Source organism: Sphingomonas sp. (genome assembly GCF_035998645.1).
In the GTDB taxonomy this organism is placed as follows: domain Bacteria; phylum Pseudomonadota; class Alphaproteobacteria; order Sphingomonadales; family Sphingomonadaceae; genus Sphingomonas.
The window spans coordinates 194,353-209,966 of sequence record NZ_DASYHL010000002.1 but is presented as its reverse complement, the minus strand read 5'-3'; the positions used below and the strand labels follow the sequence as shown (position 1 = coordinate 209,966).

Sequence of the window (15,614 nt, the reverse complement as noted above, 5' to 3'; positions counted from 1 at the left end):
AAGATGCGGTGAGGCGTAGCATTCCGGCGATACACCGCAATCGAATTTCTTCGCGTGCGGCACCCTCCGCTCGCGCGTAAAGGCCCGCACATGATCGACGCACTCGACGCCACGCCCGCCCTGCAACCCCGCGTGATCCGCCGTGCGGATTATGCCCAGCCCGACTGGCTGGTGCCCGACATCGCGCTCGATTTCGACCTGGCGCCGGGCGGCACCCGCGTTCGCGCAACCCTGTCGGTCACGCGCAACGGCGCGCATGATCGCCCGCTGCGGCTCGACGGTGATGCGCTGACCGCACTGGCCGTGCGGGTCGATGGCGGTGAAGCGGTGTGGCGGATGGACGGTCCTGTGCTGGTGGTCGATCTGTCCGGCGATGCGCATGTGATCGAGACGGAGGTCGAGATCGTCCCCGACCGCAACAGCCAGCTGATGGGACTCTACGCCTCGGGCGGCAATCTCTGCACGCAATGCGAGGCGGAAGGGTTCCGCCGCATCACCTTCTTCCCCGATCGCCCCGATGTGCTGACGCGCTACCGGGTGAAGATGACCGCCGATAAGGCACGCTACCCAGTGCTGCTTGCCAATGGCGATCCGGTGGCACAGGGCGATGGCGCGGATGGCAAGCATTGGGCCGAATGGCACGACCCCTTCCCCAAGCCCTGCTATCTCTTCGCTTTGGTCGCGGGCGACCTCGCCGCCAACCGCGCGACCTTCACCACGGCGAGCGGACGCGACGTTCAGCTCGGTATCTGGGTGCGCGAAAAGGATCTGGCGAAGACCGATCACGCGCTCCACGCGCTGAAGCTCAGCATGGCGTGGGACGAGCGCGTCTATGGCCGCGAATATGACCTCGACGTGTTCAACATCGTCGCCGTGGACGATTTCAACTTCGGCGCGATGGAGAATAAGGGGCTGAACATCTTCAACAGCCGCTACATCCTCGCCGACCCCGATACCGCGACCGATTACGACTATGACGCCGTCGCCGCCGTGGTCGCGCACGAATATTTCCACAACTGGTCGGGCAACCGCGTCACCTGTCGCGACTGGTTCCAGCTTTCCTTGAAGGAAGGCTTCACCGTCTATCGCGACCAGTGTTTCTCGGCCGATCAGGGCTCGGCCGCGGTCAAGCGGATCGAGGATGTCCGCGGCCTGCGCGCCGCGCAATTCCCGGAGGACGCCGGGCCGCTCGCGCACCCCGTCCGCCCGGACGACTATATCGAGATCAGCAACTTCTACACCGCGACCATCTACAACAAGGGGGCCGAGGTGATCCGCATGATCGCCACGATCCTGGGGCCGCAGAAGTTTCGCGCCGGCAGCGACCTGTATTTCGACCGGTTCGATGGCACCGCCGCGACGTGCGAGGATTTCGTCGCGTGCATGGAGGAGGCGAGCGGAGCCGATCTCACCCAGTTCCGCCTGTGGCATTCGCAGGCGGGTACTCCGCGCGTTTCGGCAACGCTGGAGCACGACGCGGACGGCGCGCGCGCCACGCTGACGCTGCGCCAGACCGTGCCGCCCACCCCGGGCCAGCCGCGCAAGCAGCCGATGCTGCTCCCGCTGCGGATCAAGCTGTTCGGCAGCGATACCACCGCGCCACTCGCCGATGAGCGGCTGGTGATGCTCGGCGATCCCGAGGCGACGATCGTGTTCGACGGCGTCCCCGAACGCCCGGTGCTGTCGGTCAATCGCGGCTTTTCGGCGCCGGTGATCGTCGACACCAACCGCAGCGCCGCCGACCTCGCTTTCCTGTCGGCGCATGATGACGATCCCTTCGCCCGCTATGAGGCGATGCAGCAGCTGATGCTCGACACGCTGGTTGCGGCGGTGGGGCAGGGGCATGTCGATCACGGCCCGGTGATCGCGGCGGTGGCGAATACGCTCGCCGATCCCGCGCTCGACCCCGCTTTTGTCGCCGAAGCAGTGCTGCTGCCTTCGGACAGCTTTATCGGCGATCAGCTTGCCGTGGTCGATCCCGAGCTGATCTTCCAGAAGCGCGAGGCGCTGCGTCGCGACCTTGGCCGCGCGCTCGAGCCGCAATGGCGCAAGCTCTATGAGGGCGTCCGCGCCAACCGCTTCGAATATTCCCCGGCGGGCAAGGGTGCGCGGCGGATCAAGTCGGTCGCGCTCGGCTATATCAACGCCAGCGGCGCGGCGGACGGGCCGGAGCTGGCGTTCGCGCAGTTCGAGAGCGCCGACAACATGACCGACCGGCAGGGCGGGCTGATGGCACTCGCCAACATCGCGTCGGACACCGCCGATGCGCAGCGCGTCGCGGCGCTCGACATCTTCTATCACCGCTACAGCGACAATGCGCTCGTCCTCGACAAATGGTTCCAGACCCAGGCGCTGTCGAGCCGCCCGGACACGCTGGCGGCGGTGCAGGAACTGGCGCGGCACCCCGATTTCAGCCTGTCTAACCCCAACCGCGCGCGCGCTTTGGTGGGCGCATTCGCGGTCAACCAGCGTGCGTTCCATGGCGCCGATGGGGGCGGCTATCGCTTCGTCGCCGACCAGCTGATCGCGCTCGACAAGCTCAACCCGCAAACCGCGGCAAAGCTCGTCCCCCCGCTCGGCCGCTGGCGCCGGTTCGACGCCGTGCGCGCGGCAAAGATGCGCGCCGAGCTGGAACGCATCCTCGCCCAGCCGGGGCTGAGCAAGGATATGACCGAACAGGTGAGCAAGAGCCTGGAGGGGTAGCAGTTTCTTCCTCGCCCCTCCGCAGGAGGGGAGAGGGATGCGCAGACTTGGGTCTTGCGAAGCAAGGCCCTTAGTCGGAGCTGGGAGAGGGGTGGGCGGCTACGCAGTAGCCGCGCGGAGCTTTGCTCCGCGCTACCCCTCTCCCAACCTCCGCTAGGCAGCAAGCTGCCAAGCTGTGGTAACCCTCTCCCCTATCAAGGGGAGAGGGAAGACAGGCTTCAGGCCATCACATTCCGTCCCCGCGCGACCGTCGCGCTATGCCCGATCCGCGCGGTCTTGCTGGGCTTGAGCACGGTATCGACGAACAGCCAGTCGTTGCGCACGCTGTCGGGCGTGACCGTCACCGCCATGTAGCCGCGGTTCGACGTGTCGCACCATTTCAGCTCGGCATTGGTTTCGACCAACGACCGCGCGACGATCTTGGGATCGACCTTGATCGATCCTTCATAGCCGGGCGAGCTGACCGACTGGCCGGCGAATTCGACCCCGGCGGGGTTGCCGTCCTGCGCCAGGTCATAGGCCCAGGCATTATGGCTGTCCCCGGCGAGTACGACGAGGTTCGCGTCCATCGCCTGTGCCGATGACAGAAACCGCGCGCGCGCCGCAGGATAGCCGCCCCAATTGTCGAAGTTCATCGGCAGCCCGGCGGCGGCCATCGCGACCCCCGCCTTGACGTAGCGCTGCGCCCGCTCGGGCGCGTCGGGGGAGATCCACTCGGTCGCCTGACGCGGGGTCACCGTCTTGCCCATGATCGTGCCAAAGCCGACCATCTGCCAGCGCGTCCCCGCCTTGACCGATCGCGCCATTTCGGCGGCGAGCCAGGCTTCTTGCTCCCAGCCCATCATCGTCATCGCCTTGTCCTGCCACGGGCCATCGCGGAACGCGGCGATGGCGGCGGCGGAGTCGGGGGCGGCGATCAGCGCGGCGGCTTCGCGCGGCTTGGTGCGGCCGATGATCCGGGTTTCGGTGCGGAACAGGGTCGCGAGCGCACCGATCGCATAGGCTTTCCACGGCTCGTCCGACACCGGCATCCATTCGCGCCATGCCTGGAATGCCGCTGCCTTGCGGATGCTCCAGTCGCCCTCGTTCGGCTGATGGTTCTGCGCGCCGCCTTCCCAGCTGTCATTGGTCGATTCATGGTCGTCCCACTGCACGATCATCGGCTTGGCGGCATGCAGCGCGGCAAGGTCGGGATCGGCGCGATAGCTGGCATAGCGCAGGCGATAATCGGCGAGGTGGATGATCTCGCCATCGGGCAACGGCCAGCGCCCGTCGACTGCGCCGGACGCGGGCGCGTAACCACCCTTCTGATATTCATAGATATAGTCGCCGAGATGGACGGCGAGATCGATGTCCTCGCGCGCCGCGGCATGGCCATAGGCGTTGAAATAGCCATAGGGCAGGTTGGAGCAGGAGAAGACCGCGATGCCGAAGCGCGCGGCATTGCCCAGCGGGAGCGTCTTGGTCCGCCCGACCGGCGAGAATGTGCCATCGGGCGCGACGAAGCGGTAGAAATAGCGCGTGCCGGGCTGGAGGCCGGTCACGGTGATCTTGCTCGTCCAGTCGCGCCACGGGCCGGTGATCGCCTCGCCGCCCGCAACGACCTTGGCGAAGTCCGCGCTGGCCGACACCTCGACCCGCAGCTTCGCGGAATCGCCCTTGGCGACGTAGCGGGTCCAGAGCAGCATCGACGTCGCCGACGGCTCGCCGCTCGCGACATTATGGGTGAAGCCATCGACGATCCAGTTCGGCCCCTGCGCGGCGAAACCGGGGATCGCATAGGCACCAAGGCCCAGCGTGCCGGTGAGGATGAGTGAGCGGCGGTCGATGCGAAACGTCATGGCGGTCTCCCTAGGATGTTCGCCCCTTGGCGCGCGCGCATGTCCGGTTCGTGACAGTTCATCTTCGCCGGTCTAGACCTGAGCACCCCGATCGCATCTGGAGTGACCCTATGCGCAGACTCGCGCTTGCCGCCCTGCTTCTCGCCACCACCGCCTGTGGCGGCACGCCTGAGGGCAATCAGAGTGTCGCGCAGGACGAAGGCTATGACCTCGCCGCGCAAAAGGCCAAGCTCGCGGTCATCCAGATGCAGACCGACACCAGCTTCCTCACCGCTGAAGAGCGGCAGGTGGTCAATTTGCTGATCCGGGCGTCGAACGTCATGTCCGACATCTACCGCGCCCAGCGCGACGCCAACTGGCGCGAAACCCGCGCCGCAGTCGCCAAGGAGGGCGATGCGCTGAAGCTGGAGATGGTCGATCGTTATTTCGGGCCGTGGGACGAACTCGCCGACAAGCGCGCCTTTTGGGGAAAGGGCTCGATGCCCGAAGGCGCAGGCTTCTACCCGACCGACCTGACGCGGGAGGCGTTCGACGCCTATCTCGCCGCCAATCCGGGGGAAAAGGCGGCACTGACCAGCCCCTATACCGTCGTGGTGCGCGACGGCGCGAAGCTCAAGGCGATTCCCTATTCGGTCGCCTACAAGCCCGAGCTGACCAAGGCGGCAAGACTGCTCAACGAAGCTGCGGCAATCACCACCAACCCCAGCCTCAAGAAATTCCTGTCGCTGCGCGCCAAGGCGTTCCTGACCGACGATTATTACGAGTCGGAACTGGCGTGGATGGACCTCAAGGATACCCCGATCGAGGTCGCGATCGGTCCGTATGAAGTCTATACCGACCGGCTCCACGGCCAGAAGACCGCATTCGAGAGCTTCGTGACGCTCAAGGACCCGAAGGAGTCCGCCGCGCTCGACAAGTATAAGCGCTATCTGCGCGACATGGAGGCGAACCTTCCGGTCGAGGAGGGGCTGAAGAACTTCCAGCGCGGCTTTGAATCGCCGATCGCGGTGGCCGAGCAGATTCGCGGCGGCGGTGACAATGTCCCCGGCGTCCAGACCATCGCCTTCAACCTCCCCAATGACGAGCGGGTGCGCGAGGCGAAGGGCGCGAAGAAGGTGATCCTGTCGAACGTGCTCGGCGCGAAATATGACCGCATCCTCGCGCCCATGGCGCCGCTGGTGCTGGTCCCCGACCAGTCGAAGCTGGTGGTGAAGAAGTATATGCAGCTCGGCACACTGTTCCACGAACTGTCGCACAGCCTGGGGCCGGGGACGATCACCGTCACGGGCAAGAAGACCACGGTCAGCGAAGCGCTCAAGGATCAGGCTTCGGCGATCGAAGAAGCCAAGGCCGATGTCATGGGCGCGTGGAACATCTTGTTCATGATGGACAAGGGCGAGATTCCTGCCGCCGAGAAGTCCCAGCTGTTCGCCACCTATCTCGCCGGTACCTTCCGATCGATGCGCTTTGGGATCGAAGAGGCGCACGGGCGCGGCGCGGCGATGCAATATGGCTATATGAAAGCGAAGGGCGCGTTCGTCTGGGACGAGAGCGCCGGCCGCTATCGCATCGACAATGCCAGGTTCGAATTGGCGTTGCGCGACCTGCTGCGCGAGATGATCGTGCTTCAGCACAATGGCGATTATGCCGGGACCAAGGCGTTCATGGCGAAATGGGCGGTGCTCGATGATCCGGCGAAGCGCGTGATCGCGTCGATGTCCGCGATCCCGGTCGATATCCGTCCGGTCTATCCGGACAGGGTATAACGCTGCGCCGCGCTGCGCTTGCCAGGCGGGAGCCAATCGGGGCAGGGCGGCGCGCTTGCCGCAGGGCATAGTCGGGAAAGGGGTTCAGTGGCGGTCAGCCAGGTTTCGCGCGCGGCGACCGCGCCGGGTGGGATTCAGGGGTTCATCGCATCGGACCGGATGGTGCTGGCGCTGCTCGCGATCCTCGCGGTCGCGGTGCGCTTCGTCACCTATGGCAATCCCGCGCTGGGCTTTGACGAGCAATTCTATCTGCTGGTCGGCGACCGCATGCTCCAGGGCGAGCTGCCCTATGTCGATGTATTCGACCGCAAGCCGATCGGCATCTTTCTGATCTATGCCGGCGCCCGCCTGCTCGGCGGGGAGGGGTTCCTCCAATACAAGCTGGTCGCGACGCTGTTCGTGATCGCGACGGCGTGGCTGATCTATCTGCTCGGGCGCCAGCGCGCCGAGCGCTGGGGCGCCGGGCTTGCCGCCGCGCTTTACATCCTCTGGCTCAACCTGATGGAGGGTGAGGGCGGGCAGACCCCGGTCTTCTACAATCTGCTGGTGGTCGGCGCGGCGTGGCAGCTGTTCGCGGCGATGCGGTCGCCCGATCGGCTGGTCCCGCCCGGCACGCTCGCGCTGCTGCTGATCGGCATGGCGCTCCAGATCAAATATACCGTCGTGTTCGAAGGGATGTTCTTCGGCCTCGCGTTTCTTTGGCTCGCCTGGCAGCAGCGCATGGCGTGGAGCCGGCTCATCGCCTTTGCCGCCGCCATGGTCGCGCTGGCGCTGCTCCCGACGACGCTCGTTCTCCTCTATTTCTGGGCGGTGGGGGAGGCCGAGGCGTTTATCTTCGCCAATTTCCTGTCGATCTTCGGCCAGGGCAAGGGGTCGATGGCGGTGCAGCTGCCCAAGCTGGCAGAGGTCAGCGCGCTGTTCCTGCCGCTCGGCGTGATTGCCTGGTTCGGGCGGGCGGCGCTGCAGGCAGATATGCGCCGGGCGGATTCGCGGATGCTCCGGCTATGGGTGGTGACCGCGGCGTTCGGCGTCCTGATCTACTGGCGCTTCAACAGCCCGCACTATGCGCTTCCGCTACTGTTGCCCTTCTGCCTGCTGCTCGCTCCGGCGCTCGATGCGCGCCGCCGGCTGGGCGCCGCGATTGCGGTGATCGTGCTGCTCGCCGGACAGATTGTTCAGCTCCACCTGATCGCGATCAAGGGCGGCAACGACGCGATGCGTGCGGTCGCTGCGGCGGCCAAGCCGAAGGGCAGCTTCATCTTCGTCTATAACGGCTATCCCGGCCTCTATATGATGACCGGATCGCCGATGCCGTCGCGCTGGCCCTTTCCGGGGCATTTCAACGCGCAGGATGAGAATAATCCGCGCGCGTTGGGCGTCGATCCGCTTGCCGAAACGCAGCGGATTCTTGACGCCAGCCCCGACGCGATCATCGACACCTTCCCACCCTACTCGCTCGGCAATCGTGAAACCCGCGCCCTGCTGCATCGCGTCGTGGCGGAGCGCTATCGCCCGGTCCTGTGCGTGGCGACGCGCGATCGGACGCGCGTGATCTATCGCCTGAAGCGCGAACCCTGGCCCGTCGATCTGAGCGCGTGTCGACCCGAGGTGTTTGCGCCGGTCAGGCCATGACGCCGCGCGGCGGCTCCGCCAGCCAGCGGGAATAGAGTTCGACCAGCGCGATCGCATGGTCGCGGTCAGACAACACCCCGCCCGCCGCCCGTCGCGCGGCGGCACGCAGCGCCGCCGGATCACGTGCAAACATCCGCCGGATCGCGTCGGCGCAGGACCGGGTGTCGCGCGCGGCATAGGTCTCGGCATAAAGCGGGTTGGCCACCTCGGCGCATCCCCCCTCGTCCGGCACGATCAGCGGCAGGCCGCTCGCCAGCGCCTCGCACGCGACCAGCCCGAACGGCTCCTGATCCGATCCGTGGATTAGCGCATCAGCGCTGGCGAGGATGCGACTGAACCGCTCGCGGTCATAGACCGGGCGGAACAGGCGGATGTGGCGGTTGCCCCCGATCTGTCGTTCCAGCGCTTCGCTCTGCGGCCCCTGACCCAGCAGCATCAGCCCCACCGGAACATCCGCGCCCGCCGCCTGCACCGCGTCGATCACCAGCGGCCAGCGCTTTTCCTTGTGATGGCGGCCAAGCCCGATCAGCAAATGCCCCTCAGGCGGCAGGTCGAGCTGCGCCAGCATCGACGCGCGCAGCTCTTCATCGCGCAGATCGGGCGAGAAATGGTTGCGGTCGATGCCCAGCGGCGTCGCCGCATCGACGCGCAGCCCGCGCGCGCGGTACCGCTTGGCCAGCGCCGGTCCGTTGGTCACGAACGCGTCGTACTTGCCCAGGAACTTGTCCATATAGCGGGTGTACCAGCCAAAGATCCGCTCGATCCGCGCGGGGCTGGCTACGCCCTCCAGCCAGCGATGCGGATAGGCGCCCATATTGTCGTTATGCGCGAAGAACACCTTGAGCGCGTCGCCCTGCCAGTCGCCGATGAACCAGGCTGGCCGCCAGGGCGAGCTGTTCTCGACCACATCGGGCCTGATCTCGTCGAGCAGCCGCGTGACTGCGCCGGGATCGTTGAACAGCCAGTAGTTGCGGTCGAGGATCAGCGGCGGCGACTTGACCCAATGCACCCGCCCGCCATCGGGGCGGTCCTCGACCCGATCTTCGTGAAACGGGGCGATGACGATCAGCTCATGGCCGAGTTCCGCCATGATCCGCATCTTGCGGTCGAGATAGGTGCGCACGCCACCGCCGGTCGGCGAGTAATACTCGTTGACGTCGACGATGCGCATGGCGGGTCAGCTACCCTGTGGCGAAAAGCCGGACAGACCGCGCAGATACTGCATCTGGATGGTGATCGTCGTCGCGTTCGGCCCGACCGTGACGATCCCGTCACTCAGCTTCGGCCGGCTGCGCCCGAGCTTGCGATTGCTGGGGACGCCCGCGCCGTCCTTCCAGAAATTGAACTTGTTCGCGCCATCGCGGTCATGGGTCAGGAACAGCGCATAGCGGCCCGGGCGGGGCGCCTTGATGCACAGCACGATGTTTCCCGACCGCGGCGTTGGGGCAAAGCTGCGGTGGAACAGCTTGCCTTCCTTCACCAGAGCATGGTCGTCGCGCAGGAAATCGCCCTCGACCGCTGGGTAGAGTTCGAGCTTGAGCCGCCCGATGCGATCCTTGATCCCTGCGACGTTGACGCGCAGCGCGGGGACGTTGCCGGCCGCGCAGGCCGCCGCATCCTCGCCGATTGCGGCCTGTGCCGATGCGGACGAAGGCACTGCCAGCAGGGCGAGCGCGACCGGCGCGGCGAGACGGGCAATGGCTGGAATCGTCATAGGTCCTTCCTAAAGATGCCAAGCAGGCTGAAGCCCGCGATCAGGATAGCATGGAGCAGCAAAGTGAGCGCTGCCATGAACGACAGCATCTCGCTCAGCGCCTCGCCCTGACCGATCAGGATGATCGCGAAGCCGGCAAACAACAGGTCCTTGCTCGGTACGAACGGCAGGCGCGAGACCAGCATCCGCGCGGCGGCGAGCAGGATCCAGGTGCCGAACCCGACGCCCGGCAGCGCGAACGCCCAGGCAAAGGCGACCAGCAGCGAATCGGAGAACAGGCGCCCGATATGGATGCCGAACACCGCCCACAGCTCCTTGCGGCTCAGCGAGAAGACGCGGCGCGAAAGCAACAGGAAGGGGAGCGACATGCCCAGGATGACTGCGGCGGAGATCAGCCCGGTCTTGAACTGCGCCGGCGTCAGCATCTCGGTCGCGAGCGGCAGTGCCATGGCGAGCAGCAGCAGAGTGATCGCGTTACCCGCCAGTGCAGACAGGATCGACACATCCTTGATCGCCCCGAACGGGGCCGCGATCATCTTGGTCCGCTGCCGTGCCCAGGCATAGAAATAGGCTTCGCCCGAATAGCCGAGGATCACGTCGTTCGCGATCCGCTTGCGGTGCAGCGCGATCATGCCGGACCAGGGGATGTTCCACAGCCGGCGATAGATGATGAAGTCGAAGGTCGGCCCGACCATATATTTGAGGACGAATACCAGATAGAAGATCCAGCTCGCCGGCGCGGTGCGGGTCAGGCCCTCCAGCCCCTTGTCGAACAGCTCATGCCCGATCCCGGCGACCATCAGGATCGACAGGATCGCCCCCAGCCAGGTCGGCCAGCGGCGCCGGATCTTCGCGATCGGTTCCAGTTCGGAAAGCTCGGCGATTCCCGGTTTGGGTGCCGCACCCGCCAGCGTGTTGGTACTCAAGGAATGCGCTCCCGGCGGTTCGACATCAGCCAATCAGGCAACCCCTATCAGCAGCCAGTACCAGCACGCACATGATTTCGAAAAGGCGGCTACGATACAAGTCCGGGCGCGATGGCCTCAGATTGTGGTTTCAACGGGGGGTGATTTGGGCTTTAACAAGGCAAGCTACAAGCCCATGCCAGACCCCCAGCGATCCGCAGCCCATATCCTGAGTTTTGCCCAGACCCTCAAGGGGGGTGGTGTGGAGCGTGCGCTGATGCGCATGGCGCATGGCTGGGCCGATGCGGGGCGGCGCGTCACGCTGGTGATCGGCGATGCACGCGGCGCGCTGGCGCATGAAATCCCGCCCAATGTCGCGGTGCGCGAACTGGGCGATGCGCGCTACCGGGCGATGTTCGGGATCGCCGATATCGTGCGCGAGGTGCGGCCCGACGCGATCTTCTGCCCCGGCAATCACTATACGGCGGCGGCCTATTGGCTGAAGCGGCGGCTGGGCAAGGCGTGCCCGCCGATGGCGGCGCAGGTGTCCAATACGCTGATCCGCCCCGATCTGCCGCGTGCGGTGGGGTTTGGCTATGCGCTGTGGTTGCGGATGCACCCGTCCTTCCTCGACGCGGTGGTCGCAATGACCCCGGCGACGGGGGCAGAGGCGGTGCGTGAGATGCGGATCGACCCTCAGCGCGTCGTCGTCATCCCCAACCCGCCGGCCGTGCCGATCCCCGGCGCACCGCTGCCGCCACTTCCTGAAGGACGCTTCATCCTTGGCGTCGGGCGGCTTGCCCCGCAGAAAAAGTGGGAACGGCTGATCGCCGCGATGCCGCGTCTGTCCGACCCGGACGTCAAGCTGCTGATTCTGGGTGAAGGCGAAGAGCGGGGGCAGCTCGAACGGCTGGTCGCGCATCTCGGCCTGGCGGACCGTGTGTCGATGCCCGGCCATGCCCCCGATCCGCTACCGGTGATCGCGCGCGCCGATGTCGTTGCGCTGACCTCCGAATTCGAAGGCGTGCCCGGCGTGGTGCGGGAGGCGCTGGCCGCCGGAACACCGGTGGTGGCGACCGATTCGAGCGTCGCGATCCATGAGCTGATCGACTGCGCCTCGCGCGGATCGGTGGTCCCGCCGGGTGATCGCGCACGGCTGGTCGGCGCGCTCAACCATTGGCTGATGCCCGGCCGGACACGGCCCGAGCCGCTGGTCGAGGACGGGCCCGAGCCGATCGGAGCATATCTCGAGCTGTTCGACCGGCTGGTGGCTCAGCGCGGACGGTAGCTGAAGCCGATCCACAGGGTGCGGGGGCTGGCGCGTTCGACCACGCCGGCTCCGCTGACCCCCGTTTCGATTCGCGCATCGGTCAGATTCTCGCCGCGCGCCTCGATCGCGAATCCCCTCGTGACCGGCACGCGCAGTACCGCATCGAAGGTCAGCGCATCGGCCAGCGCACGCGCGTTGAGGTCATCCTCGAACTGTGCCGCGACGTAGCGCGCGGTCCCGGCAAGGCTCAGCCGCTCGCCGCTATAGCCAAGATGCGCGGAAACCTGGTGCGGCGCGGTCTGTGCCGGGCGCAGACCGTCCAGCGGTGCGGCCGCGCCCGATGCCTTCACCCGCGCATCGGTATAGGCCCAGGAGGCTCCGGCGCGCCACGGCCCGCTCTGCCAGACAAGGTCCACTTCCACCCCGCGCGAGTCGATCGCGTCGAAATTCTGCCGCGCGCGATAGGCACCGCCCGCCGCGACGAAGCCTACGCCGGGAAACGTCCCCGGCCCGCTGCCCAGCGTGACATTGCCGATCGCATCGTCGAGTCGGTTGAGAAACCCGGTCGCGCGCAGGCTGAAGCGGGAGGCGGGGGTCAGATCGATCCCGATCTCCGCACCGCGCAGCCGTTCGGGCGACAGCAGCGGGTTGGCCGCCGTCGCATCGGCGCCCGCGCGGAACGGGCGGTACAGCTCGTTCAGCGTCGGCAGCCGCCACCCGCTATAGGCCGCGGCGCGCAGCGTGACGCCGTCGACCGCACGCACCGCCGCACCGATGCGGGCGCTGCCCTCCCAGCCGGAACGGTCGGCGTAGCGCACGTCGCTGAGCGCCGCGCCGCCTGCCACTGGCACCTCGAACAACGCGCCGTTGCGGATCGTCCAGCGATCGGCACGTCCGCCAGCGGTGAGCGTGAGGGGTCCGCGCTCAAGGCTCAGATCCGCGAACAGCCCGGCCGTGCTGCTCTCGCCACCCGCGATGCGGCGGCGTGTCGGGGCGCCCGCGACGAAGCTGTACAGCTCATTGGTCCGCCCGCTGACCATGCGCAGGTCGCCGCCCGCGCGCAGCGTCCATCCGCTGCCCAGCGGTGGCTCGATCTCGATCCGCAGCCCGCTCCCGGTGGCCGGCACGTGCTGGTCGAGCGTCGGGCTGGCCGCGCTGCGCGTCGCATTGACGCTGGCGAAACCGCTCGCAAAGTCGCGATGCTGGAGCCACCCGGTCGCCGCCCAGCGCCACGTGCCCGTGCCGACAAGGCGCAGGCTGGCGTCCGCCCCGCGACTGTTCACCGGCGTGAAATCGGTCCCACGATCGCGATGGTCGGAAAAGGCCGACAGGTTCGCCTGCAGCTCGATCCCCGCCGCCAGCGGCGCGACCCCGCGCAGGGCGATCCCCGCCTGTTCATAGGGGGCGGCGCGATCCGCGACGCCGCGCTGGCCTTCGACGATCGGCACGAACCCGTCGCCGCGCGCGAACTGCACCGCTGCCGTCACCTCGCCCGCGCCCAGCGTCGCACCGCCGGTGGCAACCAGATCGACCGACTCGCGGCTGCCATAAAAGCCGGTCAGCGCCACCGGCCCCAGCGTGCGCGCATCGGCGCTGAACAGCTCGACCGTTCCGGCGAGCGCGCCCGCGCCATGATAGCCGCTACCCCCACCGCGCGTGACGCGCACCCGCGCCAGCCGCTGCGGCAGCGTGGCGGGAAAGGGGACCCAGCCTCCGAACGGATCAGCCTGCGGCACGCCGTCGAGCAGCAGCAGCGCGCGGCTCGACGCATTGCCGCCGAGGCCACGCAGGGTGATCCCCTGCGCGGTCGGATGCGACGAGCGCGAATCGGCACGGCGGAACTGCGCCACCCCGGCGACATCGCGCAGCACGTCCTCCAGCCGCCCGCTTGCACTGTCAGTCAGCCGGTCGCGATCGATCTCGACCGTCGCCAGCGCCGCCTCACCCGGGGGCGAATCGAGCCCGGTGCCGGTGATCACGATCTCCTGCGCGGCGGCCGGAACGGGCAGGGCAAGGAGGAGCAGCGGGGCCACGCCCCTCATACCGGCTTCGCCCGCTCGGGGCTGGCGGCCGCAAAGGCCTCCAGCGCGCAGGCGGCGGCATCGGCGGCGAGCAAAGTCGGAAAGGCATCGAGCGGCGTGTCGAACCGCCGCGCATTATACATCTGGGGTACCAGCATCACGTCGGCGATCCCCGGTGCGGCCCCACCGAGGAACGGTCCGGCGCCCACCTTTGCCACGGCCATCGCCTCCAGCGCGGTGAACCCCTCGACGATCCAGTGGCGATACCAGTCGCCCTTCACCGCCTCATCCACACCGAAGCGCGACTCGAGCGCGCGCAGGACGCGCAGATTGTTGAGCGGGTGGATGTCGGCGGCGATCACCAGCGCCTGCGCCATCGCATCGGCGCGCGCGATCGGATCGGTGGGGATCAGCCGCGGTTCGGGATAGGTCGCATCGAGCCATTCGATAATCGCCAGACTCTGCGTCAGGATGCGCCCATCGCCGATATCGAGCGCGGGCACGAATCCCTGCGGATTGCGCGCCAGATGCGCGTCGCTGCGCTGCGCGCCCTCGACCAGATGCACCTCGCACCGCTCATGCGGCACCGCTTTCAGGTTGAGCGCGATCCGCACCCGATAGGCGGCACTGGACCGGAAATAATCGTACAGAATCACGTCAATTCACCCTGAGTCCCGGTCGCATCGTCCGCACTATAGCCCGCTTCGATTGCCTGTTCCGAGCGCCGCTCCAGCGCCACCTTGATCATCGCCACGATCGGATCAGCGAGCGCAAGGCCGAGAAAGCCGAACAGGGTGCTCATCAGGATCTGCGACGACACCGTTAGCGCCGGCGGCATGTCCACCGTCCGCTTCGCGACCAGCGGCAACAGGACATAGCCATCGAAGGTCTGGACCCCGAAATAGATCGCAATCGCCCACAGCCCCTCGCTCGGCCCGGCGCTGAACCCCACGGCGACCATCAGCACGCCCGAGATGAACGCGCCGACATTGGGGATGAAGGCGAGCATCCCGGTCAGGATGCCGAGCAGCAGCGCCATCGGCACGCCGGCGATCGACAGCAAGATCCAGGTGACGACCCCCTCGAACACCATGCCGAGCAGTCGCCCGGCGAGCAGAATGCGCATCGTCCGCGCCATCCGTGCCAGCGTGATCGCGAACTGGTCGCGCGATGCCATCGGCACCATCCACTGCAGTCCGCGCTCATAGAGCCGCGGCTCCATCGCTACGAACAGCCCGATGACGAGGACCAGGACGAAGCTGGCGATCGCTCCGATCGCGCCGCCAATGAACGAGGTGAGGCGCCCGACCGACCCCAAAGCCTGCTGGGCAAGACCGGTCAGGTCGGACGCGGCGGGGACGATGCCAAGCTCGCTCAGCCACGCGCTGATCCGCACCGCCTGTGCCTCCAGCGTGGCGCGCAGCTGTTCGGCCTGTGCGGCAATCTCGACCCCGGTCAGGTAGATGACGCCGCCGATGAACGCGACCACGCCGATCACCACGATGGTCAGTGCGAGGCCGCGTGGGATCGGGACGGCTCGTCGGATCAGCCGCACCCCGCCATCCAGCATCGATGCGACGACCAGCCCGGCAAAGATCAGCAGCAACGGCTGGATCAGCAGCACCACCAAGGCCGCGGCGGCGGCGAGCCCGAACCACACCGATGCCCGGCGCAATTCGGCGCGCATCACCGGATCGCGCATCTCATTGGGGCCGGGAGCCTGGGTGACGGAGACGGATTCGTCGGCGGGGCTGGCCATCGC

11 protein-coding genes are annotated in these 15,614 nt (G+C 67.1%); 4 read left to right on the top strand and 7 right to left on the bottom strand.

Going from position 1 to position 15,614, the window contains the following annotated elements; translation table 11 throughout:
• Positions 1 to 90: 90 nt before the first annotated feature.
• Positions 91 to 2,703 carry an aminopeptidase N gene (gene pepN, locus VGN66_RS01200; RefSeq protein WP_327517036.1) on the top strand — a complete coding sequence of 871 codons (2,613 nt, stop codon included), beginning with the start codon at positions 91 to 93 and terminating at the stop codon, positions 2,701 to 2,703.
• Between the two features lie 218 nt (positions 2,704 to 2,921).
• Here the strand turns inward: pepN and VGN66_RS01195 are convergent, their stop codons facing one another.
• The gene (locus tag VGN66_RS01195) at positions 2,922 to 4,544 is read right to left on the bottom strand and encodes an alkaline phosphatase D family protein (protein WP_327517035.1); all 1,623 of its coding nucleotides are present in this window, start codon (positions 4,542 to 4,544) and stop codon (positions 2,922 to 2,924) included.
• 110 nt (positions 4,545 to 4,654) lie between these two features.
• Between VGN66_RS01195 and VGN66_RS01190 the strand changes: the two genes are divergently transcribed.
• Entirely contained in the window at positions 4,655 to 6,310 is a 1,656-nt protein-coding gene (locus tag VGN66_RS01190) for a dipeptidyl-peptidase 3 family protein (protein ID WP_327517034.1), read from the top strand.
• Between the two features lie 87 nt (positions 6,311 to 6,397).
• Entirely contained in the window at positions 6,398 to 7,942 is a 1,545-nt protein-coding gene (locus tag VGN66_RS01185) for an ArnT family glycosyltransferase (protein ID WP_327517033.1), read from the top strand.
• On the opposite strand, the gene VGN66_RS01180 is transcribed toward VGN66_RS01185, so the two are convergent.
• The 3 genes from VGN66_RS01180 to VGN66_RS01170 are packed head-to-tail and all read right to left on the bottom strand — an operon-like array spanning position 7,932 to position 10,582.
• Positions 7,932 to 9,113: a glycosyltransferase gene (locus VGN66_RS01180; protein ID WP_327517032.1), complete on the bottom strand. Its 1,182-nt coding sequence runs from the start codon at positions 9,111 to 9,113 to the stop codon at positions 7,932 to 7,934. The two genes, VGN66_RS01185 and VGN66_RS01180, sit on opposite strands and share 11 nt — an antisense overlap.
• A gap of 6 nt (positions 9,114 to 9,119) precedes the next feature.
• Positions 9,120 to 9,656 (bottom strand): DUF2141 domain-containing protein, encoded by a 537-nt coding sequence (locus VGN66_RS01175; protein ID WP_327517031.1) that lies wholly within the window; start codon positions 9,654 to 9,656, stop codon positions 9,120 to 9,122.
• Positions 9,653 to 10,582, bottom strand: coding sequence for a hypothetical protein (locus tag VGN66_RS01170; RefSeq protein WP_327517030.1), 930 nt, complete (start codon positions 10,580 to 10,582; stop codon positions 9,653 to 9,655). Before VGN66_RS01170 ends, VGN66_RS01175 begins: the two co-directional genes overlap by 4 nt.
• A gap of 241 nt (positions 10,583 to 10,823) precedes the next feature.
• Between VGN66_RS01170 and VGN66_RS01165 the strand changes: the two genes are divergently transcribed.
• Positions 10,824 to 11,849 (top strand): glycosyltransferase, encoded by a 1,026-nt coding sequence (locus VGN66_RS01165; protein ID WP_327517029.1) that lies wholly within the window; start codon positions 10,824 to 10,826, stop codon positions 11,847 to 11,849.
• Here the strand turns inward: VGN66_RS01165 and VGN66_RS01160 are convergent.
• Genes VGN66_RS01160 through VGN66_RS01150 form a run of 3 tightly spaced genes read right to left on the bottom strand, consistent with a single transcriptional unit; the run spans position 11,834 to position 15,611 of the window.
• Positions 11,834 to 13,873, bottom strand: a complete 2,040-nt coding sequence (locus VGN66_RS01160; protein ID WP_327517028.1) for a TonB-dependent receptor — start codon at positions 13,871 to 13,873, stop codon at positions 11,834 to 11,836. The two genes, VGN66_RS01165 and VGN66_RS01160, sit on opposite strands and share 16 nt — an antisense overlap.
• Complete coding sequence (gene maiA / locus VGN66_RS01155; RefSeq protein ID WP_327517559.1) at positions 13,870 to 14,514, bottom strand: maleylacetoacetate isomerase; 645 nt, start codon at positions 14,512 to 14,514, stop codon at positions 13,870 to 13,872. The genes VGN66_RS01160 and maiA overlap by 4 nt, the downstream gene beginning before the upstream one ends.
• Positions 14,505 to 15,611, bottom strand: coding sequence for an AI-2E family transporter (locus VGN66_RS01150; RefSeq protein ID WP_327517027.1), 1,107 nt, complete (start codon positions 15,609 to 15,611; stop codon positions 14,505 to 14,507). Before VGN66_RS01150 ends, maiA begins: the two co-directional genes overlap by 10 nt.
• Between the last annotated feature and the right edge of the window lie 3 nt (positions 15,612 to 15,614).

Excerpts from the sequence above, each read along its gene's own strand:
- pepN (WP_327517036.1), top strand. The coding sequence starts at position 91 with ATGATCGACGCACTCGACGCCACGCCCGCCCTGCAACCCCGCGTGATC.
- VGN66_RS01195 (WP_327517035.1), bottom strand. The coding sequence starts at position 4,544 with ATGACGTTTCGCATCGACCGCCGCTCACTCATCCTCACCGGCACGCTG.
- VGN66_RS01190 (WP_327517034.1), top strand. The coding sequence starts at position 4,655 with ATGCGCAGACTCGCGCTTGCCGCCCTGCTTCTCGCCACCACCGCCTGT.
- VGN66_RS01180 (WP_327517032.1), bottom strand. The coding sequence starts at position 9,113 with ATGCGCATCGTCGACGTCAACGAGTATTACTCGCCGACCGGCGGTGGC.
- VGN66_RS01175 (WP_327517031.1), bottom strand. The coding sequence starts at position 9,656 with ATGACGATTCCAGCCATTGCCCGTCTCGCCGCGCCGGTCGCGCTCGCC.
- VGN66_RS01160 (WP_327517028.1), bottom strand. The coding sequence starts at position 13,873 with ATGAGGGGCGTGGCCCCGCTGCTCCTCCTTGCCCTGCCCGTTCCGGCC.
- VGN66_RS01150 (WP_327517027.1), bottom strand. The coding sequence starts at position 15,611 with ATGGCCAGCCCCGCCGACGAATCCGTCTCCGTCACCCAGGCTCCCGGC.